This window comes from Aeromonas sp. Y289-2 (genome assembly GCF_027705925.1).
In the GTDB taxonomy this organism is placed as follows: domain Bacteria; phylum Pseudomonadota; class Gammaproteobacteria; order Enterobacterales; family Aeromonadaceae; genus Aeromonas; species Aeromonas veronii.
Genome location: NZ_JAPDCH010000002.1, coordinates 1 through 25,068, shown reverse-complemented (window position 1 = coordinate 25,068; position 25,068 = coordinate 1). Strand labels below are relative to the sequence as shown.

The 25,068-nt window shown below is 58.7% G+C and carries 21 protein-coding genes and 2 tRNA genes; 13 read left to right on the top strand and 10 right to left on the bottom strand.

The features are described from left to right. Positions 1-12: 12 nt before the first annotated feature. From OKC43_RS04490 to dcuC, 4 genes are all read right to left on the bottom strand, one after another. A complete protein-coding gene (locus tag OKC43_RS04490; RefSeq protein WP_005333421.1) occupies positions 13-516 on the bottom strand; it encodes a M48 family metallopeptidase in 504 nt (167 codons plus the stop codon). Between the two features lie 144 nt (positions 517-660). Beyond that, positions 661-2,304: a hypothetical protein gene (locus OKC43_RS04485; RefSeq protein ID WP_236272404.1), complete on the bottom strand. Its 1,644-nt coding sequence runs from the start codon at positions 2,302-2,304 to the stop codon at positions 661-663. 189 nt (positions 2,305-2,493) lie between these two features. Next, positions 2,494-4,140, bottom strand: coding sequence for a bifunctional metallophosphatase/5'-nucleotidase (locus tag OKC43_RS04480; RefSeq protein ID WP_236272405.1), 1,647 nt, complete (start codon positions 4,138-4,140; stop codon positions 2,494-2,496). Positions 4,141-4,231: 91 nt separating this feature from the next. After that, entirely contained in the window at positions 4,232-5,584 is a 1,353-nt protein-coding gene (gene dcuC / locus OKC43_RS04475; protein ID WP_005336914.1) for an anaerobic C4-dicarboxylate transporter DcuC, read from the bottom strand. 195 nt (positions 5,585-5,779) lie between these two features. Between dcuC and OKC43_RS04470 the strand changes: the two genes are divergently transcribed. Both OKC43_RS04470 and OKC43_RS04465 read left to right on the top strand, forming a co-directional pair. Then, positions 5,780-6,244, top strand: coding sequence for a hypothetical protein (locus tag OKC43_RS04470; RefSeq protein ID WP_236272406.1), 465 nt, complete (start codon positions 5,780-5,782; stop codon positions 6,242-6,244). A gap of 183 nt (positions 6,245-6,427) precedes the next feature. Then, complete coding sequence (locus tag OKC43_RS04465; protein ID WP_107683073.1) at positions 6,428-7,024, top strand: DUF922 domain-containing protein; 597 nt, start codon at positions 6,428-6,430, stop codon at positions 7,022-7,024. Positions 7,025-7,140: 116 nt separating this feature from the next. Here the strand turns inward: OKC43_RS04465 and mnmC are convergent, their stop codons facing one another. Then, the gene (mnmC, locus tag OKC43_RS04460) at positions 7,141-9,159 is read right to left on the bottom strand and encodes a bifunctional tRNA (5-methylaminomethyl-2-thiouridine)(34)-methyltransferase MnmD/FAD-dependent 5-carboxymethylaminomethyl-2-thiouridine(34) oxidoreductase MnmC (RefSeq protein ID WP_236272407.1); all 2,019 of its coding nucleotides are present in this window, start codon (positions 9,157-9,159) and stop codon (positions 7,141-7,143) included. 90 nt (positions 9,160-9,249) lie between these two features. On the opposite strand from mnmC, the gene fabB reads away from it, so the two are divergent. Then, positions 9,250-10,461, top strand: coding sequence for a beta-ketoacyl-ACP synthase I (fabB, locus tag OKC43_RS04455; protein ID WP_100645761.1), 1,212 nt, complete (start codon positions 9,250-9,252; stop codon positions 10,459-10,461). 315 nt (positions 10,462-10,776) lie between these two features. Here the strand turns inward: fabB and OKC43_RS04450 are convergent, their stop codons facing one another. Further along, a complete protein-coding gene (locus OKC43_RS04450) occupies positions 10,777-12,462 on the bottom strand; it encodes an aspartate:alanine antiporter (protein ID WP_005336899.1) in 1,686 nt (561 codons plus the stop codon). A gap of 137 nt (positions 12,463-12,599) precedes the next feature. Here OKC43_RS04450 and OKC43_RS04445 point away from each other — a divergent pair, with 137 nt between their 5' ends. After that, positions 12,600-12,764 (top strand): hypothetical protein, encoded by a 165-nt coding sequence (locus tag OKC43_RS04445; RefSeq protein WP_236271367.1) that lies wholly within the window; start codon positions 12,600-12,602, stop codon positions 12,762-12,764. A 470-nt stretch (positions 12,765-13,234) separates the two neighbouring features. On the opposite strand, the gene OKC43_RS04440 is transcribed toward OKC43_RS04445, so the two are convergent. Further along, a tRNA-Asn gene (locus OKC43_RS04440) sits at positions 13,235-13,310 on the bottom strand. Positions 13,311-13,443: 133 nt separating this feature from the next. Between OKC43_RS04440 and uvrB the strand changes: the two genes are divergently transcribed. The 3 genes from uvrB to OKC43_RS04425 all read left to right on the top strand — a co-directional run bounded on the left by uvrB (position 13,444) and on the right by OKC43_RS04425 (position 16,536). Then, positions 13,444-15,456 (top strand): excinuclease ABC subunit UvrB, encoded by a 2,013-nt coding sequence (uvrB, locus tag OKC43_RS04435; RefSeq protein WP_236271368.1) that lies wholly within the window; start codon positions 13,444-13,446, stop codon positions 15,454-15,456. After that, entirely contained in the window at positions 15,453-15,710 is a 258-nt protein-coding gene (locus tag OKC43_RS04430) for a YkvA family protein (RefSeq protein WP_100653657.1), read from the top strand. The genes uvrB and OKC43_RS04430 overlap by 4 nt, the downstream gene beginning before the upstream one ends. Positions 15,711-15,888: 178 nt before the next feature. After that, positions 15,889-16,536, top strand: a complete 648-nt coding sequence (locus tag OKC43_RS04425) for a DedA family protein (RefSeq protein WP_041202713.1) — start codon at positions 15,889-15,891, stop codon at positions 16,534-16,536. Positions 16,537-16,613: 77 nt separating this feature from the next. Here OKC43_RS04425 and dsbB read toward each other — a convergent pair whose 3' ends face one another. Together dsbB and nhaB are read right to left on the bottom strand one after the other, a co-directional pair. Continuing rightward, positions 16,614-17,135 (bottom strand): disulfide bond formation protein DsbB, encoded by a 522-nt coding sequence (dsbB, locus tag OKC43_RS04420; RefSeq protein WP_236271369.1) that lies wholly within the window; start codon positions 17,133-17,135, stop codon positions 16,614-16,616. Positions 17,136-17,233: 98 nt separating this feature from the next. Then, positions 17,234-18,814, bottom strand: coding sequence for a Na(+)/H(+) antiporter NhaB (nhaB, locus tag OKC43_RS04415; protein WP_236271370.1), 1,581 nt, complete (start codon positions 18,812-18,814; stop codon positions 17,234-17,236). A 333-nt stretch (positions 18,815-19,147) separates the two neighbouring features. Here nhaB and fadR point away from each other — a divergent pair, with 333 nt between their 5' ends. The 6 genes from fadR to OKC43_RS04385 all read left to right on the top strand — a co-directional run bounded on the left by fadR (position 19,148) and on the right by OKC43_RS04385 (position 24,717). After that, positions 19,148-19,861, top strand: a complete 714-nt coding sequence (gene fadR / locus OKC43_RS04410; RefSeq protein WP_026034983.1) for a fatty acid metabolism transcriptional regulator FadR — start codon at positions 19,148-19,150, stop codon at positions 19,859-19,861. Between the two features lie 265 nt (positions 19,862-20,126). Continuing rightward, complete coding sequence (locus OKC43_RS04405; RefSeq protein WP_005345965.1) at positions 20,127-20,267, top strand: TIGR02808 family protein; 141 nt, start codon at positions 20,127-20,129, stop codon at positions 20,265-20,267. A gap of 188 nt (positions 20,268-20,455) precedes the next feature. Then, positions 20,456-21,013: a YaeQ family protein gene (locus OKC43_RS04400; RefSeq protein ID WP_236271371.1), complete on the top strand. Its 558-nt coding sequence runs from the start codon at positions 20,456-20,458 to the stop codon at positions 21,011-21,013. 12 nt (positions 21,014-21,025) lie between these two features. Further along, complete coding sequence (locus OKC43_RS04395) at positions 21,026-21,910, top strand: AEC family transporter (protein WP_236271372.1); 885 nt, start codon at positions 21,026-21,028, stop codon at positions 21,908-21,910. A gap of 223 nt (positions 21,911-22,133) precedes the next feature. Continuing rightward, entirely contained in the window at positions 22,134-22,598 is a 465-nt protein-coding gene (locus tag OKC43_RS04390; RefSeq protein ID WP_236271373.1) for a hypothetical protein, read from the top strand. A 283-nt stretch (positions 22,599-22,881) separates the two neighbouring features. Next, positions 22,882-24,717 (top strand): sigma 54-interacting transcriptional regulator, encoded by a 1,836-nt coding sequence (locus tag OKC43_RS04385; protein WP_236271374.1) that lies wholly within the window; start codon positions 22,882-22,884, stop codon positions 24,715-24,717. Positions 24,718-24,879: 162 nt separating this feature from the next. Here the strand turns inward: OKC43_RS04385 and OKC43_RS04380 are convergent. Beyond that, positions 24,880-24,956, bottom strand: a tRNA-Val gene (locus tag OKC43_RS04380). Positions 24,957-25,068 lie beyond the last annotated feature (112 nt).

Below are 25,068 nucleotides of genomic sequence, written 5' to 3'. Positions count from 1 at the left end.
ACGGTTGTCAGCCTAGCGGTTGGCCTTGTCGATATCACGCCAGGTGAGCCAGAGCCTGAGATCAAACTCCAGTTGATGATAGTCGGGCTCCATGTGCTGGCAGAGCTGATAGAAGCTCTTGTTGTGATCCTTCTCTTTGATATGGGCCAGCTCGTGCACCACGATCATTTTCAGGAACGGGGGCGGCGCCTCCTTGAACAGGGCGGCGATGCGGATCTCGTTCTTGGCCTTGAGCTTGCTGCCCTGCACCCGGCTAACGTAGGTGTGCAGGCCGAGGGCATCCTTGATCACGTTGATCTTGCCATCGAACACCACCTTTGACAGGGGCGCCGAGCTCTTGAGGTAGCGGTTCTTCAGCTCCATGGTGTAGGCGAGCAGCGCCTTGTCACTCTGGATCTGGTGGCTCTCCGGATAGCGTTTGGCCAGCATCTCCCCCAGCTTGCCTGCCGCAATCAGCTGCTGTACCTGTGCCTTGAGAGGGTCGGGATAGCCGCCCAGATAAGTCAGTTCCGCCATGGTGTCACTCGTTACATCAAAAAGAGCGTCATTGTAGTTATCTCGGGCGGGCTTGCCTACTGCGGGCCGCCGCTGCAAGGGGCTCTGGCGCAATAAAAAGGGCGGCCATTGCAACAATGGCCGCCCTGCGGGGTGTATTGACGATCAGCGTCGGCGATAGAGACCCGGATCTACCTCTTCATAGTTGCTGGTCAGGTATTGATAGAAGGCGAGATGGGAAGGGGAGCTCGGTTTTTTCAGCTCTTCGCTCACCCGATCCGGCTTGGCGATGATGAACTTCGGATTCTGGCGCTGGATATCGGCCAGCACCCGCTCGCGAACGTCATAGGGCGGATTGACGTTGGCAAAGAAGAGGTAGGCGGACGCAGGCTGGCGATCGGTCCAGAGATAATATTGCGGCTGGATGCCATCGACCCAGATCTTGTCGCTCGGGCTGGTCTCGGCCTTGATGCGATCGACCCGTACCTGCGCCGCCGGATTGAAGGGGCGACCCTTGAGGGTCCCCTCCCAGGCGTTGTTGATCATCAGCAGCAGCATGGCCAGCGTCGCCAGCCAGGGGGTGGCACTGCGCACATCCCAGGCGCGCCAGAGGGGGATGAGGATCAGCACCGGCAGCGCCCACAGCAGGCTGGTGCCGAGCACCTCGTTGACCCGCTCGAGGGACCACTCCTTGGTGCTCCAGCCAAAGGCGAGCTGCTGGGCCAGCAGCCAGCTGGCGGTGAGCACCACCAGCGAGATGCAGAGCAGGCCGATCGCATCTGCCTGCTGTTCGCTGCGATCCAGCAATACCGCCAGTGGCAGCACCGCCAGTTGCAAATAGAGCACGTCGTAGTGATCGAACACATGGCCGGAGACCGAGTTGGCGATCAGGGTAAACAGCACCCCAAACAGGGTCGCCAGCAGGGCTGGCAGATACCACTCCTGACGGCGGCTCAGCATCAGAATGATGAAGGCGGGCAGCAGCATCACAAGGCCGGTACGCAGCAGGCCGACGGCGCCCACCATGGGAGAGAAGCCATTGCCGTAGCTCCCCTCGAAGAAGATGTCGAAGGCGTAGTATTTGAAGGCCGCCAGCAGATCATGCTGCTGGAAGTACGCGTAAAGCGGGCCGCCAATCAGCGCCAGTCCCAGCAGGCTGGAGATGAGCAGCAAGATGGCATCACGCCACTTCTCATGCAGACACCAGTGGCAGAACAGTACCAGATACCAGGCGCCCCAGAAGGCGCCGTTGTTGGTGCGCATCCAGGCGACGATGGCGAAGGTGAGGGCCGCCACCAGCGCCGGCCACCAGCGAAATCCCTTGTCCAGCAGCAGGGTAATGAAGGCCCACTGGGCGATGAGGGCGAGGTGGAAGGTCCAGTCCTCAGTCATGTTGCCGTAGTAGTAACGGGTGCCGTAGAGAGCCAACACCGCCAGCATGGCGCCAAGGCGCGCCTTGAACGAGAGTCCGAGCTGGGCAAAGGCCTGCCAGCTGGCCAGCAGCCCGAGCCAGCAGAGCACCCACTCCAGCGCCCAGATCCCGACAAAACCACCCATTCGATAGCCCAGCGCGTCGAGGGCGAAGATCATCGGCCCCTTGATGTCGATCATGTCGCGATAGAGCACACCCCCTTCGCTCCACATCTTGCCCATCACCGCGAACAGCGAAGCATCAAAGCCCGGCGCCATGGCGTGGAAGAGCGGGTTGCGCAGACAGAAGAGCAGCGCCAGCAGGGCGGTCAGCAGCACAATGGTTGGCTTGATACCCGGGTTGACGCGAGGGGGAGTGAAACGGATGGAGTGATTCATGAAGTCGCCTGTTCCTGCAGCTGGTCTTGAAAGCGGGCCTATCTTGCCGAGCTAGTGAGTGTGATGCAATGGGGCAGGCCTGTGTGGGGCAAATATTCTCGAAAAAGCCCGGTTCTTGCAGGGAACCGGGCGCTGGCTGCGGCAATATTGGCCGTCAGGGGGATGTGGCAAAGCCATTCCCCCTCTGCATCAATGGATGTACTCAAGCAGGGGCGGCTGCGCTTCCAGCGTGGGCAGGTGACGGGCCCAGCGGATAAAGGCGTCGGCCAGGGTGATGCCGAGCTCCTGATTGTGCTGGGTCAGGGTCCTCGCCAGTGCGGTGTAACCCTCCTTGCCGGAGGCGGTATAGGCGCTCGACACTCCGCGATAGACCTGTTCGGCATTGACCGCTTGCCACTGGCCGGGAGCGGCTTCCCACTCCAGTCGGGTGATGCGCTGGCCCTTGGGCCGATCGGCCTGATAGGTGAAGCGCACCCCCGCGGTGTAGGGGAAGCTGCCGTTGCCATTGCCGACCACGCCGTTGTTGGTGGCGTTGTCGATGGCATTCTCCAGCGCCTCCGCCAACTCGTGACCGTGCACCCGATAGAGGGTGAGGGGAATGGCAAACGGCAGCAGGCGACCGGCGATATCCGCTTCGCTCAGGGGGCCAGGCTCCAGCGAGCAGCGCACGCCGCCGGCGTTGTGCAGGGCAAAGTCCACCTCGCCTACCTGTTCACGGGCAGCGGTCAGCATGGCGCGGGCCACCAGCGGGGCGAGTTGGCTGCCGTGCGGCAGGGTCGCATCCGGCAGCCGCTGATGGGGTAGTGGCGCCGCCAGCCGGGTGACGATGCGCTGGCTCATGGTTTCAATCTCCGGCCGGTAGCGTTTGGCCAGATGTTGTTCCAGTTGTGGATCCGGCTCGCAGAAGGTGAGCCCGACAGGTGGCGTGGAGGCAAACGGCCAGGGCTGCCAGGGGAGCCACTCCAGCTGCCCCTGACTCTGCACAACGCGGCCCGACTCATCGAAGGTGAGCTCGCAGACACCGAGGCAGAGGGCGCTGTGGCCAGCGTGCAAAATGGCCACCCCGTTGTTCATCAGAGGGTAGGTACCTTCGCTTGGCAGACCCAGCGGCGCGAGATCGCCGAGCAGGCTGTGGGTATGGCCGCCGATGATGAGGCTGAGCTCGGGGAAGCGCTCGGCCAGCAGCTTGTCCTGATCCAGCCCGAGGTGGCTCAGCAGCACGATATGGTGGATCCCTTCGCGCTTGATCTCCCGCAGCACTTTAGTGAGGGTCTCGGCGACCGCGTGGAAACGGGTGTGGGGATCCGGGTTGGCGATGGCAGCCATCTGGGCGAGGGTGATGCCGAGCAGCGCAAAGGGAACCCCGTCGATCACCCGACGATGCCAGGGCTGATGGGCGTCGTAGAGGTGGGGAATATCCCACAACCCAAGCGGCGTGTCGGCTGGCTCCTGACTGTTGTCCAGATTGGCGGCCAGCACCGGAAAATCGAGCTGGCGCAAGAACTCCACCAGCGGGCCGTTGCCCAGATCGAACTCGTGGTTGCCAAGTACCATGGCATCGGGGGCCAGCATGGCGAGCAGGTCGGCGTTGGCGCGCCCTTTGAAGCGGTTGAAATAGAGCGAGCCCTGAAAGGAGTCGCCACCGTGCAGAAACAGAAAACGCTGGCCAGCTGCTGCGGCTTTGGCACGCAGTTGGGTCAGTCGGGTCAGGATCCGGGCATAACCGCCGCACTGGGTGCGCCACTGGCCTTCACCGACAGGGGAGAAGCTCATGGGCGCGCCATCGAAGTGGGAGTGGCAATCACTGAAATGGGCAAGTTGAACCGTAATACTCATCTCGGTCCTCCTTAGGGGGAAAATGAGCACCGAGTCTACTGCAAAGGGGGTGGAGGATACCAGCCCGGCAGGGTGCCGGGCTGGTCAACGATTAGGCGGGTACCATGATCTGGGTGGCGACGATCACCACCAGCAGGCCGACGGCGACCGGCATACTGGTGCGCTTGACCACTTCGAATGGCGAGAGCTTGCCCATTCCCGCACAGGCGACCACCACCCCGGAGACCGGAGAAATGGTGCGACCCAGGTTGGAGGCTTGCAGCATCGGGATCACCAGATAGGCCGGGTTGATGCCAAGGCTGCTGGCCAGGTTGGGGATCAGCTCTACGAAGGCGTAGAAGGGGGCATTGCCCGAGCCGGTGGTGAAGGCGGCCAGGGTGGTGATCACCACCAGTGACAGCATCATGATCAGGCCGCCGGAGCCGAGATCCTGCGCGTGAGCCAGCAGAGTGTCGATAAAGCCGATGGTCATCAGACCCTGGGCGAAGACACCGGCACCGACCAGCAGCATGACCACACCGGCAAAGGCGTCAGCCATGTTGCGCCAGCAGACCTGCAGACCGTCCAGCAGCTCCTTGCCATTGCGGATCCGCACCAGCTCCAGCAGGCTGGCCAGCACCATGCACATGACGATGATGGTGACGATATCCAGCTGCGGGCCCCATTTACCGTCAAATACCAGCACCCCGATGATGGGGGTAAAGGGCAGGATGGCGTAGAAGGCAGGCGCAGTCGTCACCAGATCACCCGGGGCGACCGGCTCGTTGTGCTCACCGGATTTTTGGTCAAGGTAGCGCTGCCAGAAGAAGTGGGTCACCGCCATGCAGGCGATCGCTACCAGCGAGATGGGCAGGGTCAGCTTGAAGGCAAAGTCCAGCAGCGGCATGTTGGCGGCCTGAGCGGCCATCACCACGTCACCCGAGGTCGGTGCCAGAATGATGGCGGCTGGCGAGGCGCACACGGCCGCAGCCGCGCCACGGGAGATCCCCATGTTGACCATCAGCGGGAACAGGGTGGCCATCAGCAGCACGCCGAGGCCGGTAGCGGAGCTCACCGCCAGCGACATGGCGCAGGCCACCAGATAGGCAGCCACCAGCAGGATATAGGGGGACTTGATGATGCCGAGCGGTTTGCTGGCCAACTTGACCAGAATGGTGTTGGCGCCGATATGGCTCATGTAGCCGGCGAAGCCGCACAGCACCATGATCAGCATCCCCAGTCCACCGCCACGGTCATTGAGCAGGAAGCGGACGTATTCGAAGATATCGGTTGCGATATAACCGGTGCTGACCACCTTGCTCGGCAGCACCGGCTTGCCCATCATGGCGGTGATGACCAGCAGCAGCAAGCCGCCGCTCAGCAGCACCCCGGTCGCGGAGTATCCTTTGAAAATGGCACGGCCCACCACCAGGGTGACCAGGGTGCCAACGATGAGTTCCAGCATATGTTGCCTTCTGATTGGATGAGAGTGGAGGGAGTCTATTCCGATAGGGGTAGAGTGGCGACTGGAAACAGAATGTTGTGTGAGCTAAATCAACGTTTAACCCCATGAACAGAATTAAAGAAAGGTAAAGGTACTTTACCCAGCGGGTTTGGCTACCTACCCTTGCCAGCCTTGGTTGTCTTTTGAGGCTTTTATATGGTGGCTGGTGATTTTTCAGGCATTAAACGCTCTATTTTCCTGCTTGCGATGCTATTTTCACCTACTTGCGTGTTTGCAGTAACCAATGACGGTTTTCATCAAACCGGTCCTCATCAGGCGGTCGCCATGCGGCGTCTCATGGCTCCTCACTCTTACGGCGTTCTGGTGGTTGCCGAGGGGAACAGACCCCGTTTTGCCGCGCTGGCATCCAAAACCACGGAAGCAAACTGCCTGGCTCGTCATGCCATCCGGGTAGATGGAGTCGCGCTGCTGGTTACTCCGAGATTCTATGCCAAAGAGGGAAAACGGGGACTTTGCGAGCTGTGGCTCAATGAGGGGGCAGATCAGGACTTTTTTGCCAACCGCCTTAAAAATGATCATTTTATTCAGATAGATGGTCATGACATCAATGTGAAAAACTATCACCTCGACTGGCAGCGCATCAGCCGTCATGCTCAATAAAAATACAGTTTTGCCCTTGTGCCATACTCTGCTCACGCAACCTGTGAGCGTGCTCTGATTTCTGGGCGCATCATTGTATTGCGCCGCCTCGTCGTCACACATAGGCTATACCCGTCATCTGTGTGGCGGTGGGGTTCACCAAGGTTGGTACTCCGCCCGTGCAATCAAGGAAGGTAGTCTGGCATGGTCAGCAAGGTTTATGGAGTAGTGGGGGTCGGGTTGTTGCTGTTGCCCCTGATGAGTCAGGCTCAGCCGAGCCGGCCGCAAGTGGTGCCAGAGTCCCGCATCAATGTCCGTTTTTATGAGGTCAATGCAACCAGTCCGGAGCAGCTTGCCCGGGCGATTGCCCAGAGTGCTCCCAAGGTGAATGGCAAGCCCGTACTCGGCAAGGCGAGTTATCAGGTGGACTGGCAGCTGGATACCGAGCAGTTGCCGGGGCGATGCCAGCTCAACCGGGTGACGGTGACCACCAACGCCACTGTGTTGCTGCCCCGCTGGCGTCAGAGCGCGAACAGTAACGATCCTGCCCGCCAGCGCTGGGGGCGGCTGCTCTCCAGCATGTTTGACTACGAATCCCGCTTCAAGGAGATGGTGCTGCAAGGGGCCAATCAGGTGGGTGGCGCGATTGCGGGATTACCCGGTCATGCAGATTGTCAGGTGCTGCGCTATGCCGCGTGGGCAGCAGGCAGTGGCGAGCTGAACAAGATCAAGGGACGGCTCGACGGATTCCAGCGTCAGACAGGTTACGGCGAACAGCTTGGGGTGCACTGGCCCAAGTGAGCGCTATCTCAAGACGCAATATCCAGCATCGCACGATTTGATAAATAGAATGGCCGCCCGATGGGCGGCCATTCTATTTGTTTGCAGAGTCCGGTTTATTGTTTGCAGAGTCCGGTTCAGACTAGCGCTTTGCCCTTGAGCAGCTTGCGTACCCAGTAACGGGCTGGGTGGAGCGCTTCCAGCAGATCGGCGGCCAGCGGCAGGGGATCGCCGCAGATCTCGCTGGCGAGCAGCTCACCACAGAGCGGCGCCGAGCAGAGGCCCCGCGAGCCGAGCGCCCCCAGCACATAGAGGCCGGGGTGAAGGGGGAGTGGCTGGGCGTTGTGCTGATCATGCTGCAGCTGCGCATAGTGATCCGCCAGACCTTGCAATCTGGCCACTGGCCCCACCACCGGAAGGTGATCCCGACTGGCGCAACGCACCCCTACGCGCGCCTCGTTGCCGCTCACATCCACTTCGGCGGGCCAGGTTTGCTCCGGCAGGCAGGCTTGCAACCGCACCTGATTCTGGATTTGCTCCTCGGCACGAAACTCAAGGCTGCTCTGGTTACGGCCATAGCTGGCACCAATACAGTGTTGATCGTTGTGCATCGGCGTGAGGTAGCCATCGTAGCAGAGCACGGTCTTGAGCTGACGCAAGCTGGCCGTGGTCGGCACATGGCTCACCTGACCGCGCACCGGATAGAGCGGCAGCTCGGCAAAGGGGAGCAGTGCTGGCAACTGGTGACCGGCGGCGACCACCAGATTGGGGGCCTGCCAGTGGCGGCCGTCCTGGCTCTCTATGTGCCAAGCATCTGTCTGCTCGGCAATGGCAACCACCTCGGTGTTGAACACCACCTCAAGCAGGCCGCTGGCTTGCGCCTCTTTCAGGGCGGCTCGGGTGAGATCGGCCGGACAGAGCCAGCCTCCCAGCGGGTAACTGACGCCGCTGTGGCCGCAGGGCAGGCCAACCACCTGCTCTACCTCTGCTGTAGAGAGGGGATGCATCAGTTCGGACGGGAAGGGGCCCTGGCTCATTTTCGCCAGCTTGGCTGCCGATTTGTCGTCATAGCCGAGCTGGGTCACTCCACATAATTCGAAAGCGATAGGATGGCGTTTGGCCAACGCCAGCAGCCGTTGGCGGGCATAGCCAAAAGCGAGCGAATAGAAGCGTGACAGCGCATCGTGCTCGCCGTTGAGCAGGGGATAGAGGGCACCCTGGCGGTTGCCGGAGGCGCCGGTGGCCGGTTCGCCATCTGCACACAGCAACGTCACCTTGCGACCCCGCTCCACCAGAGAGAGCGCCGTCATGGCCGAGGCGATGCCGCCGCCGATGATCACTACCTCGCCAGCGCGTCCGGCAGGACGGGCATACCAGGGGGCGATGGTCTGCTGCGGCTGCTTGTCGGTGCGATCCCCCACCAGCATCTCCCGCTTGCTACCGTGGCCCTTGACCTTCTTCATGGTAAAACCGGCGGCAATCAGGCCGCGACGGACAAAACCGGCACAGGTAAAGGTGGCGATGGAGCAATCGGGACGGGCGAGGCGAGCGAGACCATCAAACAGATCCTGTGTCCACATCTCCGGGTTCTTGGCCGGGGAGAAACCATCCAGATACCAGGCGTCCACCAGACCTTCTGCCCGGTGAGGCACCTGCGGCAGCATATCCTTGATGTCGCCAAACCAGAGATCGAGGCGAATGCGGCCACCCGCAAAATGCAGGCGGTGGCAACCGGAAACCGGCAGCGGCCATTGGGCGACAAGATCCTGACTCAAGTGGCCAAGTTCAGGCCAGGCGGCCAGCGCCTTGCGCAGATCGTCTTGGGTCAGGGGGTATTTCTCGAAACTGATGAAGTGCAGACGGGAGCCATTGCCGGATTGAGGCGCCTGTTCCAGGAAGGCTTGCATTGTCGCCAGAAAGTTAAGGCCTGTGCCGAAACCTGTTTCACCTATCACGAAACTGTCACTATCGTGGTGCGAAAATCGCGCAGGTAGCCGGTTTTGCTGCAAAAAGACGTAGCGGGTTTCACTTAGACCGTTATCATTGGAAAAGTACACATCCCCGAAGTCACTGGAGACAGGAGTTCCCGCTTCATTCCAGTCCAATCGGGCATGATGTAAGGATGTTTGACTCACGTTTTCCTCGGCTCGCGTCACAAAATCGCGGGCATTCTACGTGAAAGCAGACCAGTTTGGCAGCCGAAAGCGGGTAGACTTGGCGCCAGTTTTTCCAGACGAGATGAATTAATGAGAAGAGCAGTGATCACCGGTATCGGCGTCATCTCCAGTATCGGCAACAACAAGGAAGAAGTGCTGGCCTCCCTGAAAGCAGGTAAATCCGGCATCACCTATTCCGAGCAGTTCGAACAGCACAACCTGCGCAGCCGTGTCTGGGGTAACATCAAACTCGATCCGTCTGAACTGATCGACCGTAAAGTCATGCGTTTCATGGGCGACGCTGCGGCCTACGCCTACCTCTCCATGCAGCAGGCCATTGAAGATGCCGGTCTGGCGGAAGATCAGGTCTCCAACGAGCGTACCGGCCTGGTGGTCGGTTCAGGTGGTGCCTCCGGCAAGAACACCTCGGAATCTGTGGACATCGCCCGTGAGAAAGGGGTCAAGCGTGTGGGCCCTTACATGGTGCCGCGTACCATGTCCTCTACCACTTCCGCTTGCCTCGCGACCCCGTTCCAGATCAAGGGTGTCAACTACTCCATCAGCTCAGCTTGCGCCACCTCTGCTCATTGCATCGGTCACGCGCTTGAGCTGATCCAGCTTGGCAAACAGGATGTGGTCTTCGCCGGTGGCGGTGAAGAGCTGGACTGGTCCTCTACCATCCAGTTTGATGCCATGGGCGCCCTCTCCACCAAGTACAACGACACGCCGGAAAAAGCGTCCCGTACCTATGATGCGAACCGCGACGGTTTCGTTATCTCCGGTGGTGGCGGCATTCTGGTGATCGAAGAGCTGGAACATGCTCTGGCCCGTGGCGCTCACATCTATGCTGAGCTGACTGGCTACGGTGCTACCTCCGATGGCTATGACATGGTCGCGCCGAGCGGTGAAGGCGCGGTGCGTTGCATGAAGATGGCGATGCAGGGTGTGGGCAAGGTTGATTACATCAACACCCACGGCACCTCCACTCCGGTGGGTGATACCAAAGAGCTGGAAGCTATCCAGACGCTGTTTGGCGCCAACGGTCCCAAGATCTCTGCCACCAAGGCGATGACCGGTCATGCGCTGGGCGCGGCGGGCGTGCACGAGGCTGTCTACTCCCTGTTGATGATGGAACACGGCTTTATCGCCCCCAGCATCAACATCGAGACTCTGGACGAGAAAGCGGAAGGTCTGCCCATCGTGCGCGAGTACGAAGCGGCCGAACTCAACACCGTCATGTCCAACAGCTTCGGCTTTGGCGGTACCAACGCCTCTCTGGTGTTCAGCAAGTTCAAAGGCTGATTATCCGGTTGATATAAAAAAAGCGCCTCAGGGCGCTTTTTTTGTCTTCGGGATCTGCCATCACTCATTGCAGAGCAGAGCAGAGCAGAGCAGAGCAGAGCAGAGCAGAGCAGAGCAGAGCAGAGCAGAGCAGAGCAGAGCAGAGCAGAGGCCATTGTGGAATAGGAAGAGTGGGTTAGTGGCAGATTTCAGCGCAGATGGTGGGGGAGGTGACGCCACACCAATGAGCCTGCTCTACATCTCTCTAGCGGAGTAGATAGCAAGAAGGGAGCCTGAGGCTCCCTTCTTTGTTAGCGGTAATGTGATGGGTACTGGCTAGAACCAGAAGCCGATGATAAAGGAGCCCGCCAGCGTCAGCATCACGTTGGCCACCGCATAGGTACCGGCATAACCGAGCGCCGGAATGGAGCTGTTGGCTGCCTCGTTGACCACATCCATCGCCGGGGCACAGGTACGGGCACCTGTGATGGCACCGAGCAGCAGCGCCGGGTTCATCTTGAGCACCCAGACCCCGAACAGATAGCCTACCAGCACCGGCAAGGTGGTCACCAGCATGCCGGAGAAGAGCACTACCGTACCCACCTCGCTGAGGTGGTCGAGGATGCCGCCACCGGCTTTCAGGCCCGTGCTCACCATAAAGACCGCCAGACCGAGATCCTTGGCCAATCTGAGCGCGCCGGGCGGCACATAGCCGACCGTCGGGTGGTTGGCCCGCAGGTAACCCATCAGAATGCCCGCCAGCAGCAGGCCGACGGCGTTGCCGAGACCGAATTCGATCTGACCGAACACCAGCGAAACGGAGCCGATCAGCAGACCGAGTACGAAGAAGGTGGTGAAAGCCACCAGATCTGTGGTCTGGCTGTGGATGCTGATAAAGCCGATCTTGTTGGCCAGCAGTTTTACCCGCTGCTTCTCGCCGCTGATCTGCAGTACGTCGCCTTTTTGCAGCATGATGTTGCGATCGAACGGCATCTCGATCTGGGAGCGCACTACCCGGTTGAGGAAGCACCCTTTCTCGGTGAGGTTGAGCTCCACCAGATGGCGGCCTACCACGGAGTCATTCTTTACCACTATCTCTTCGGTGACGATCTGCAGGTCAAGCAGGTTGCGGTCGAACACCTCTTTACCGTTGCGATAGTTGACGTCCAGCTTCTCGTGGCTCTCGGGATAGCCCACCAGGGCGATCTCATCCCCTTCCTGAATGACGGCATCGCCATCGGGACTGGCCAGAATGCCGTTGCGGCGGATCCGCTCTACATAGCAGCCGGTATGGGGATAGATGCCGGTCTCTCGCAGGGTACGACCACCTATCCATGCCGCCAGCTCGGGGCCAACCCGATAGGCGCGAATGATGGGCAGATAGGTCTTGCGACTCTCGCTGTCGGAGAGCCCCCGCTCACGGGCAATTTTTTGCGCCTCGGTATTGAGGTCGAGGCGAGCTAGCGATGGGAGGTAGCGCACCACCAGCATCAGGCCCACCAGACCCACCAGATAGGTCAGGGCGTAGCCGATGCCCATGTTGTCGAGTACCGCCTGCATATCGGTCTGATGGGGCAGGTTGAGCAGACCGCTGCGCAAGGCATCCTGGGCACCCACCAGCGCCGGAGTCGAGGTGAGGGAACCCGCCAGGATCCCCGCCGCCATGCCCGGCCCCAGATTGAAGAACTTGGCGAGCCCCACCGTCAGCAGCAGAGCTGTCAGCAAGATCACCAGAGTCAGGGTGATGTAGTGGATGCCGTCGCGCAGGAATACGCTGAAGAAGTGAGGGCCCGCCTCGATCCCCACACAGAAGATGAACAGCATAAAGCCGACGTTTTCAGTGGTAGCTGCAAATTCGAAGCCCATCTGGCCGAACAGCAGGGCGGTAAACAGCACACCTATGGTGTTGCCAATCTGAAAGTTGCCAATTCGCACCTTGCCAAGCAGCAGGCCGAAGGCCAATACCACGAACAGCAGCAGGGAGTCGCTTTGATGTAGCAGTGTCACGAAATCTATGGTCATGCCCGGAAAAACCGAGGAAAAAAGTGGGGTCGATATTGTGCCGGATCTATCCCCAATAAAGAAGCGCAAGGGAGCGATTAATCGGACGTTATCGGACGCTATTTGTGGAGCCGGCGGCGTGATAGGGAGACAAGCGGATGAAATCTGGCAATTTTTGCTGTAACCGTTGTTGTCAATTAGTGAAATCTGCTGCCCGCGACCGAAGTGCTCTGGCGCAGGCCGATATTTTAGATTCTGCTGTCCAGCCGCTTGGCGGGGATCAGTTTCAGCAGATTCAACCGATGGCCACCATGGTTGGCTGAGGGGCAAATCAGCTTGATATTTGCCCGTTCGCCCACGGGGCATGGGTTGGCAAAAAGATGCTTCTGAAAAGTGCCAATAGAGCCTGTCACTAGGTGGTTCCGGAGGGAGCAAAAAACAGCATAAAATCAGGTTGGCCAGCAAAATGACTCTTCGCCGGGGGCCATCAAGGGCAATCCCGCGTCCTGACAGGGCTTGCTGCACTTACCCACAGAATCTGTGGATAACCCTGTTTATGAAACTTGTTCATCGCCCTGAAAGCCGCGCCAGTACTGGGATGCAAGGGCTGTTCAAAAAATACCGGAAGAAAAATGTTTGTATAAAAATCAAATAGTTAGATGCGACAGAAGAAAACTCTGTCGAGCCGAGACGGGTAACAAAAGGGAGCGTCAGCAGCAAGAAGGATCTTGTGCATTAAAATTGGCAGGAGAGGGCACTAAAGTGGATAACTTGCACCGAGATGGTGAGGAATTGGCTCCCCCGACTGGACTTGAACCAGTGACATACGGATTAACAGTCCGCCGTTCTACCGACTGAACTACGGGGGAACATCAGGCAAGGAGGAGCATCATACAGAAGGTATCCTGGGTGGTCAAGCCATTCGCGGGATGATGGCACGGGTGTACCGCTGCCAAACCCTCGGTTACACTGCTCCTCTGCTGTTTTGTGTCGGGAGTGTTCATGAGCAAATTGTTCAAGTTAGCCAGCCAGTTTCAACCCGCCGGGGATCAGCCCACGGCGATTGCCCAACTGCTGGATGGCATCGAGTCAGGGCTGGCCCACCAGACCCTGCTCGGGGTGACCGGTTCGGGCAAGACCTTCACCATGGCCAACGTCATCGCCACCCTGAACCGCCCGACCATGATCCTGGCTCCCAACAAGACCCTGGCCGCCCAGCTCTATGGTGAAATGAAGGAGTTCTTCCCCGACAACGCGGTGGAGTATTTCGTCTCCTACTACGACTATTACCAGCCCGAAGCCTATGTGCCGACCACCGACACCTTTATAGAGAAGGATGCCTCGATCAACGATCACATCGAGCAGATGCGATTGTCGGCCACCAAGGCACTACTGGAGCGGCGCGATGTGGTGATCGTTGCTTCGGTGTCGGCCATCTATGGTCTGGGGGATCCCCAAGCCTATCTCAGCATGATGCTGCACCTGAAAGTGGGGGATGTGATTAACCAGCGGGATATCCTGCGCCGTCTCGCCGAGCTGCAGTACACCCGCAACGACATGGCGTTCCAGCGCGGTACCTTCCGGGTGCGCGGTGAAGTCATCGATATTTACCCTGCCGAATCGGACAAGCTGGCCCTGCGGGTAGAGCTGTTTGATGAAGAGGTGGAGCGCCTCTCCCAGTTCGATCCTCTGACCGGCGCCATCGAGCAGACGGTGGTGCGTTACACCATCTACCCCAAGACCCACTACGCCACCCCGCGGGAGACCATTCTGGAGGCTATCGAGCATATCAAGGAGGAGCTGCGCAGTCGCCGCGAGCAGCTGTTGTCCCTCAACAAGCTGGTGGAAGAGCAGCGCATCAGCCAGCGTACCCAGTTCGACATGGAGATGATGCAGGAGCTGGGTTACTGCTCCGGCATCGAGAACTACAGCCGCTACCTCTCCGGCCGTGCGCCGGGGGAGCCGCCGCCCACCCTGTTTGACTACCTGCCGGGGGATGGCCTGCTCATCATCGATGAGTCCCACGTCACGGTGCCGCAGATTGGCGCCATGTTCAAAGGGGACCGCTCCCGCAAGGAGACCCTGGTGGAGTACGGCTTCCGGCTCCCCTCGGCGCTGGACAACCGGCCGCTCAAGTTCGATGAATTTGAAGCGCTGATGCCGCAGACGGTGTTTGTTTCGGCGACTCCCGGCCCCTACGAGCTGGAGAAGTCCGGCGGCGATGTGGTGCAGCAGGTGGTGCGCCCAACCGGCCTGCTCGATCCGGAGATCGAGGTGCGTCCGGTGACCACGCAGGTGGACGATCTGCTCTCCGAGATCCGCAAGCGGGTCGCCGTCGAGGAACGGGTGCTGGTTACTACCCTGACCAAGCGGATGGCGGAAGACTTGACCGAATATTTGGCGGAGCACGACGTCAAGGTGCGTTACCTCCACTCCGACATCGATACTGTGGAGCGGGTGGAGATCATTCGCGATCTGCGCCTTGGCAAGTTCGATGTGCTGGTGGGCATCAACCTGCTGCGGGAAGGTCTCGACATGCCGGAAGTGTCGCTGGTCGCGATTCTGGATGCAGATAAAGAGGGCTTCCTGCGCTCCACTCGCTCGCTGATCCAGACCATCGGCCGGGCGGCGCGTAACCTCAACGGCAAGGTCATTCTCTACGGCGATACCATCACCAACTCGATGAAGGTCGCCATTGAGGAGACCGAGCGGCGCCGCGCCTTGCAGCATGCCCATAACCTCAAGCATGGGGTCACCCCCAAAGGGCTCAACAAATCCATTGGCGATGTGATGGACATGGGCGGCAGCCGCACGGCAGGCAAATCAGGCAAGGGGATGCGCAAGGCAGCCGAGCCGCAAGGGGAATACCATGTCCGCTCTGCCAGCGAGATTGCCAAAGAGATCAAGCGGATGGAGGAGCAGATGTTCCAACATGCCCGGGATCTGGAGTTCGAACAGGCGGCGGCACTACGGGATCAGATCCAGCAGTTGCGCAGCGAGTTGATCGAGTCATGAGCCGCAAACGCTGGCTGATTTGGCAACGACTTCGTCGTCTCTATCAGGGCTTTCGCCATCCCGGTACCCCCTGGTGGGCGAGGGGACTGGTGATCCTTATCCTGCTCTATGGCATCAGTCCGGTGGATCTTATCCCCGACGTGGTGCCCTTGCTGGGATGGTTCGATGATGTGACCCTGCTGCTGGTGTTGCTATGGGGCTGGGAGCGTTGTTTGCCCCCCGCAGTGCGCAGCGAGCTGGAACAGGTCTCCTAGTTCACCTTTTCAACACCACGCTCGGCATCTCTCTTTGTGCTCCCACCCTCGAAGGAAGCGGAAAAACGGTTTCATTTGAAGGTGGGCTCTGCAGGATGAAAAAGAGGCTGGCCGGTGATTGTCGCCCGAATGGCATTGGCGTAGACTCCACGCCGTTCACTTTATGGGTATGGAAAAAATGGATCTGATCCTCTTTGCAATCGACTTTATCCTGCACGTTGACGTGCATTTGAAAGAGCTGTTCGAGAACTATGGCGTCTGGGTTTATGCCATCCTGTTTCTGATCATCTTCTGTGAAACCGGGTTGGTAGTGACGCCGTTCCTGCCGGGTGACTCCCTGCTGTTTGCCGCCGGTGCGCTTACCGTGGGCAGCGTGCTGGACGTCCATACCCTGGCGGCCGTGCTGATCATCGCTGCCGTGCTGGGCAACGTGGTTAACTACACCATTGGGCACTTCTTCGGCGAGCAGCTGTTCCGCAACCCGGACTCCAAAATCTTCCGCCGGGATTATCTGGAGAAGACCCACGCCTTCTATGCCAAGCATGGTGGCAAGACCATCATCATCACCCGCTTCCTGCCCATCGTGCGTACCTTTGCGCCGTTCGTGGCAGGGATGGGGGCCATGACCTATCCGCGCTTCCTGGCGTTCAACCTGGTTGGCGGCCTGCTGTGGGTACTCTCCTTCGTTTATGCCGGTCACTTCTTTGGCAATCTGCCGGTGGTGCGTCACAACTTTACCCTGCTGATCTTCGGCATCATCGGTATCTCCCTGTTGCCCATGGTAATTGGCGCGGTCAAGGCCAAGATGAGTACAGCCAAGGCATAATCAGAAATACGGTCAACCAGAACGAGAAGGGGGAGCCATAATGGCTCCCCCTTTTTATCTCCACGCGGGCATGACACTCAGTTGCAGCAGCGCCCTTTCACCAGATTGCCGATGGCCACTACGGTGAAGACCAACAGGTAAGCGGCGAAGATGAGGACCAGCCACTGGGGCATGGAGTAACCGAAGAACTGCCAGGTGATCTGGGCACAATCCCCTTCCGGCATAAAGAGCCAGGGGAGCCACTGATCGAGCGGAGCCCAGCTCGGGAAGTTGGCAAACGGGCTGCAGACGTTGAACGGGGAGGGGTTAACCTGATAGTCCACATGCTTGAGGGCCAGCTGGAAGCCACGGAAGGCACTGTAGCCCCACAGCAACATGGCACTCCAGCGAACATACCACTTATCCGGCGCAACCATGCCGAGCAGACCTGCGGCCAGCACACCCAGGGTCGCCAACCGTTCGTAAACGCACATCACGCACGGGGAGAGGCCCAGCACATGCTGGAAGAAGAGGGCGCACAACTCGAGGAACAGGGCTGATGCTGCCAACAGACCCCAGGCCAGCCGATGGGCGGCGATACGGCGGAGAAACTCGATCATCTCATTGATCTCTCAGAAAAAACAGTGGCTGAATTAGAGCAGAGCGGGGCAGAAAAGAAAAGGGCCCTGAAAGGGCCCTCGGGTTCCGTTGCAGCGGATTAATGCAGCGCCGGCTGTACCGCTGGCAGCGCACTCTCCATCACCAGCCATCCATGCTGATAGAACCACTCGGTGGCAGGACCAAGCAGCAATTCGACAGAGAAAAAGCCGATCAGCCCCAGCACCAGGGTGTAGGGCAGCGCCATCCAGACCATGCGGCCATAGGAGAGACGCAGCAGCGGCGCCAATGCCGAGGTGAGCATAAACAGGAAGGCGGCCTGACCATTGGGGGTGGCGACCGATGGCAGGTTGGTACCTGTGTTGATGGCTACCGCCAGCAGATCGAACTGGGCGCGGTCGATGGCACCATTGAGCATGGCCGTCTTCACCTCATTGATGTAGACGGTGCCGACAAAGACGTTGTCACTGACCATGGAGAGCACCCCGTTGGCCAGATAGAAGAGGGCCAGCTGGTTCTCCGGTTTGGCTGCCAGTACCAGCTGGATCACCGGCTTGAACAGCTGCTGATCGATGATGACGGCGACCACGCTGAAGAAGACCGCCAGCAGGGCGGTGAAGGGGAGTGCCTCCTGGAAGGCTTTACCCAGCGAGTGCTCCTCGGTGATCCCGGTCAGGGAGGTGGCCAGCACGATGACCGAGAGACCAATCAGGCCAACGGCAGCCAGGTGCATGGCCAGACCGACAATCAGCCAGATCGCAATCAATGCCTGAACGATCAGCTTCGCCTTGTCTTGCGGGCTGCGTTTTGCCTCTTCGTAGCGGTTGTACTCCTCCATGATGGCGCGCACCGTGTCCGGCAGGCGGGCACCATAGCCAAACCAGCGGAACTGCTCCACCAGCACGCAGGTCAGCAGTCCGCAGATAAAGACGGGGATGGTGACGGGAGACATGCGAATGGCAAATTCAGCGAAGTTCCAGCTGGCTTGCTCGCCGATGATGAGGTTTTGCGGCTCGCCCACCAGGGTGCAGACACCACCCAGCGCGGTACCGATGGCTGCATGCATCATCAGGCTGCGCAGGAAGGCGCGAAAATCGTCGAGATCCTGGCGATTGAGCTCGGCGACTTCCTTATCATCGGTATGGTCATGGTTGTGACCAAACTCCTTGCCGGACGAGACCTTGTGATAGATAGCGTAAAAGCCGGTGGCGACACTGATCACCACGGCAATCACGGTCAGGGCATCGAGAAAAGCTGACAGGAAGGCGGAGACCAGACAGAAGGAGAGGGAGAGCAGGATCTTGGAGCGTACGCCGATCAGCAACTTGGTGAAGACATAAAGCAGCAGCTGCTTCATGAAATAGATGCCTGCCACCATGAACACCAGCAACAGCAGCACTTCGATATTGGCGACCAGCTCGTGTTTGACCTGATCGGCGGAGGTCATGCCGATCAACACGGCTTCGATCGCGAGCAGACCACCCGGTTGCAGGGGGTAGCACTTGAGGGCCATGGCCAGGGTGAAGATAAACTCAACGACCAGTAACCAGCCCGCAATGAAAGGATCAAGGTGGAAGGCAATCGGATTGATCACCAGAAATAGCAAGATGGCGCTTTTATACCACTGTGGTGCATTGCCCAAGAAGTTCTTGGCGAATGCCTGCCCTAGGCTTATTGGCATGATAATGGGTCTCAACTTTGTTGTTAGGATCTGCTTCTATGCAGTCAAGGATGATTCGACCTGTGCCTCCGGATGTTGGCCTTTATCTGTCTGATTCCTCGTGATTTTAATCAAAAAGCGTGACGATTATAAATGATAGCCGATGGATCTCTGCCCATCTGTCTGTTTTATAACCACCTTGTCGGGGTTGGCTGGCTCCCTCGTGGCGATTAGATACATATTCCCAACACTATATTTGCCATATGTGAGCAGAGGACTGACCTTATGCTTGCCAGCCATCATCGCTTTGATATCATTCGTCAGCCTTTTTACGCATTACAACAGAGTCAATTCATGGTTATAAAAGCGCAGAGCCCAGCTGGGTTTGCCGAGGAATACATCATCGAGTCCATCTGGAACAATCGCTTTCCTCCCGGATCTATTCTGCCCGCCGAGCGTGAATTATCCGAGTTGATCGGGGTGACGCGGACTACCTTGCGCGAAGTGCTGCAGCGACTGGCCCGTGATGGCTGGTTGACCATACAGCATGGCAAGCCGACCAAGGTGAACAATTTCTGGGAAACCTCCGGCCTCAATATTCTGGAGACGTTGGCTCGTCTGGATCAGGACAAGGTACCTGATCTGATAGCTCAGCTGCTCTCCGCCCGAACCCACATCTGCACCATCTTTATCCGCGGGGCGATCCGTCACAATCCGGAACAGGCCGCCGAGATCCTGCGTGGCGCAGATGGGGTCGAGAACAACGCCCAGGCTTATGCCGAGTTCGATTATCGCCTGCACCACCAGCTGGCGTTTGCTTCCGGCAATCCGATCTACGCCCTGATCCTGAACGGTTTCAAAGGGTTGTACAGCCGGGTTGGCAGCTACTACTTTTCCGACAAGCAGGCTCGCGAGACCGCAGATGCCTACTACAAGACCCTGCTCAATCTGGCCGAGACCAAGAACCACGAAGCCGTGTTCATGACGGTGCGTCAGTACGGTATCGAGTCCGGCAAGCTGTGGACCCGCCTGCGTCAGGACATGCCAAGCGATCTGTGCGACAACTGATCCCTTGCCTGTGCTGTCCAAGAAACGCGCCATCCGGCGCGTTTTTTTATTCTACCGTGTTTGTGTCTATCCTTGATTGGCGGTGGTAATTGCTTGAACTGCATGGATATTTGGCCAAAAAGCTTGATCCAGCGCAAATGAACCCTGCATTTATCACTTTGGTGGCATAGGACCCAACCGCTGATTGAGGTCAAATGGAGGCATCAAGAGCGGAGCCAATATCCGCCAGAAGGAACACACCTTTCACCGGATGAAGGACACAACAATGAGTCTTCTTGAACACACCATCTGGACAGTACTGGGATACGGGGCCATGCCCTTTATCTTTCTGAGCGGATTCGTGGCGGTGGCAGTGACCTGTTGCATGCTGCTGAACGCGTTCGGGGTACAGTCCGCCGAGAAGTGAGTCGCTTCTCCATGCCGCCAAATGCCAGTCTTCGGACTGGCATTTGTTTTTTGTGTCTTTTAAAGCACTTATCCCGGCAGGGAAGGGGAAATCTTTGGTCAGGATGGTCGAACCTGCCGCCGATTTTGATTACACTGGCGCCCGTATTTCCCACTCACCCTTCTCTTATCAGGTGTTCAAGGTTTTATATGGCTCTCAAGGCAACCGTATTCAAGGCCCAGATCAGTTTGTCTGATATGGATCGCAATCTGTATCAGGACTTCTCCCTCACGCTGGCGCGCCACCCCTCCGAAACCGATGAGCGGATGATGATCCGGCTGGCGGCTTTTGCCTGGCACGCCGCTGAGCGACTGGAGTTCACCAAGGGATTGAGCGCCGATGATGAACCCGAGCTCTGGTGCAAGAACTACTCGGACGAAATAGAGCTCTGGATCGAGCTGGGCCAACCCGATGAAAAACGGCTCAAAAAAGCCTGCAACCGTGCCCGTCAGGTGGTGCTCTATCTCTACGGCGGTCGTGGCACCAGCGTCTGGTGGAAGCAGAACCAGGGCAAGCTGAGCCAGCATGACAACCTCAGCATCATCGAACTCTCCGACAGCCAGACACTGCCGCTCACCGCCATGGTCGAGCGTACCATGCAGCTCACCTGCACTATTTCCGATGGTCAGCTCTGGGTCAGTAACGGCGCACTGGAAGTGACGCTGGAGCCGGTGGTGCTGATGGGCAAACCGGCCCGCGAACTGTAACGGACGCCGCCCATGTTCAGCGCCCTGCTCAATATCGTCATTCCGGTGTTCGGTGTGGTCGGGCTCGGCGCCCTCTACGGGCGATTGCGACCGGGGGCCGCGCTCGGTTACGTCAATCGGGCCAATATCGAGCTGTTTACCCCGGCGCTGGTCTTCTCCGCGCTGGTCAAGTATCCGCTGGCGCTGGCGGAGCATATGCCGCTGATTGCTGCGGGGGCGCTGGTTATTCTGTTACCCGGTCTGCTGCTCGCGCTGCTCAAACTCAAAGGGATTGAGCGGGCAGCGCTGATCTTGCCCGCCATGTTCCGAAATACCGGCAATCTCGGTATCCCCTTGATGGTGCTGGCATTTGGTGAGCAGCAACTGGGGGCCATCGTGATCCTCTTTGTGCTCTCCAATCTGCTGCACTTCTCGGTCGGCATGTTTATCCTCTCGGCCAATACCTCTCGCTGGCTGTGGCTGCGCAGCCCGGTACTGTGGGCCGCGCTGGCCGGTTTGCTGGTTGCCAACCTGCACATTGCGCTGCCGGAATATGTGGTGACCACGGCCTCGTTGCTCGGTCAGATCTCGGTGCCCCTGATGCTCTTTGCGCTGGGTATTCGCCTGATGGAGGGAGAACTCGATCACCTTGGCCTCGCGCTCAAGTGCAACCTGCTCTATCTGCTGGCGGGAGGATTGTCGCTGCTGCTGGCGAGCTGGCTGTTGCCCCTCAAGACGGAGTGGATCCCGCTGTTGATGTTGTCGGTTTCCTTGCCCCCTGCGGTCTTGAATTACATGCTCTGCGAGCAGTATCACTGTCAGCCGGACAAGGTGGCCAGTATCGTGCTCGGCGGCAATGCCCTCTCTGTGCTGGTGATCCCGCTGGCGGTCTGGTTGGCACTTCATCTGCCCGGCTAAGCCAGATTGCATCGGTGCGGCGGTGCGACTCACGGTTCACTTGCTTGATCGAACCGAGTCACAGTAGTTCGTATCTAATCCATGCCATCTCTGTCCATTATTGCCTCCGTGATATATCTGTCGTCCCTGTATCCGGCCCCTGAGCCCCGGGCCTAACGGCGACAGCTATAGTATGAAAAGAGCTGACTGACACTGTTCAACCAATGCCAGTGAGGGAAACCGGATGAGCACAAGTGAGCAATCTTATCCTGTGGGGCAGGCAAAATCGCGCTATGACCCGGCATTGCCTACCGGTTATGACTGGCGCAGACACCGCCGTTTTATCCTCAGTGGGGGTGGTTACAAGGCAGAATGTCGCCGTCGCAACTGGTTTCTGGAGTTGCTCAACCCGGTGCCCTATGTAGTAGTGCGCGACATAGCCATCGGCGGCATCGGTATTCTGGGGGCCATACGGTTGAAAGAGGGGGATGAGCTGGTGATTGCCATTCCCTCTGGCGAGAAGCTGCGTGGTCTGGTCGTGAGATCCCAGCCAGACCCACTCTTTCCCAAACTCTATCGCACCGGTATTCGTCTTCATCGTTATCCGACGGCCGAGCTGTTTGCCCGCTGGCAAAGTTACATTCAGCCGCAAGATAAAGCGGATTTCGACCATGAGTGCCAAGTCTTGAAACAGGTACGCGGCGCGTGAACCAAATGTCTTTTCAGAGGTTGTTTTCCCCACAGTCAGCATGATCCGTCGATGGAGTCCGCAGATCAGCAGGCTTGGCTGGCCCAAGTGATTTATCTTGCTGCATGTGTTTTCATCTTTATGTTTTTATTGAATTTTATCTGTGCCTCTGAAGTCGCGGAGGATACGGATCATTTTCCCTTTTCGTGATCCCCCCCGAAGTAGTTCCGCCTGATATCCCTTAGTATCTGGCCAGCATGACTCCCTTTAGGGGGAGGATAACAAGAACAAAAAGGAACGATGGATGAGATCCGTGAGCAACCAGTGTCTGTTGATGCAGATCCAGCCGACCATCTTGCGCTTTGCCAAGATGCTGGCGAGTGTGCTGCAGCTTGAGGTCGAGATTGTGGATGCCGATATGGTTCGGGTGGCTGGCACCGGGCCCTATGGCAAGTTCTTCGGACGTCAGCTGGAGGGGGATTCCCGCCTGCTGCGCTATGTGATTGATAACCAGCGGGAGAAGATCGTTACCCACACCAGCGATGATCCCGTGTGTGACGGCTGTACCTGCAAGGAGAGCTGCCGTGAGCGCGCCTTCCTCGGGGTGCCCATCATGGTGGACGAGCGCTGCATCGGGGTGATCAGTCTGGTGGCCTTCAGCGACGAGCAGCAGGCGCGCCTCAACAACAATCTGCAGGATGTGTGCGACTATGTGCGCCACATCTCCACCATCTTTGTAGCCAAGTTGCTCGATTCACGCGGGCTGTCGGACGGGGTCAACAAGGTGTTCCTCAATCTGATGACCAACATGGATCAGGGTTGCCTGCTGCTCGATGACAAGAGTCAACTGCTCTACGCCAACGAGGCGGCGCTCCATCATCTGGGTTGCCAGCAGGAACAGCTGCAGGGGCGCGAAGTGGGGATCCGACCGCTCACCTTCTCCCAACAGGGGCTGAGTGGTCATCTTCAGCACATCATCACCTTTGAAGGTCGTCAGGAGCTGATCATTGGCCAGCTACATCATGTGCAGGGCCAGCAGCTCTTTCTGATGGCGTTTCACCAGTCCCACTCCGGTCAGGTTCAGGAGCCGGATCCGGATGTGCGGATCGATCAGCTGATCGGCGAGAGCAAGCCGATGCGCACCCTCAAGCGGCTGCTGCACCGCATCGCCCAGAGCCCCTCCAGCGTGCTGATTTGTGGCGAGAGTGGCACCGGTAAAGAGGTGGTGGCCCGCGCTGTCCATCGCCTAAGTCCGCGGCAGGACAAGCCCTTTATCGCCATCAACTGCGCCGCCATTCCCGAACAACTGCTGGAGAGCGAGCTGTTTGGCTATGTGAAGGGCTCCTTTACCGGCGCTTCCAGCGGCGGCAAGCAGGGCCTGATTCAGGCGGCCCATCAGGGCACCCTGTTCCTTGACGAGATTGGCGACATGCCGCTCACCATGCAGGCCAAGCTGCTGCGGGTGCTGGAGCTGCGGGAGGTGACCCCCATCGGGGCCAGCCGACCCGTGCCGGTGGATATTCGCATCATCGCCGCCACCCACCAGCACCTTGATCAATACATCGCCGAGGGGAAGTTTCGTGAAGATCTCTACTACCGCATCAACGTCATCCCCCTCAACCTGCCGCCTCTGCGGGAGCGGGAAGGGGACGTGGAGCTGCTGACCCACTACTTCCTCAACCTGCACACCAACCGCATTGGCATCGTCTATCCCGGTTTGGCTCCCGAGGTGATGGCGTTACTCAAGGGGTATCGCTGGCCGGGCAACGTCCGCGAGCTCAGCAACCTCATCGAATATCTGGTCAACGTCAGCCAGGCGGGCGAGGTGATTGACGCCAGCCTGCTGCCCCCCAACATCATCCGCAATCAGGAGCCCCATCGCGTGGCGGCCCAGTCGATCCCGGTGACCAATCTGGATGCGGCGTTCAATGTCCCTGCCACCGCTCCGCTCGCCGCCACGCCGGAGAAACTGCCTGAACCCGTCCCTGGTGAGAGCGGCCTTGAGAGCATGGAAAAACAGATGATTGAAGAGACCCTGCAGCGGCTTGGCAACAAAAAACTGGCCGCACAGGCGCTGGGGATTGGGATTGCCACCCTCTATCGCAAGATAAAGAAGTACGAGATTGCCGTGCAGAGCTGAGGCGCTGGCGGCATCGATCTGGCCCGTGTCGTTTATCGGATGGCACGGGTTTTTTATGGGAACAAGGTTCTGCGCCATTGCTCGGTCGGTGATGAACAGATTGGCGGGGTAGCTGCATGGCAGAATGCAAAAAGCCCGCTCGATGAGCGGGCTTTTTTAATCTGGTGCGTCCTAGTGGATTCGAACCACCGACCCCCACCATGTCAAGGTGATGCTCTAACCAGCTGAGCTAAGGACGCAGGGTGCGCAATGCGGCTTTTATTTCTTTATGCAGAAGTGGTGGGTTTAATTGGATTCGAACCAACGACCCCTACCATGTCAAGGTAGTGCTCTAACCAACTGAGCTATAAA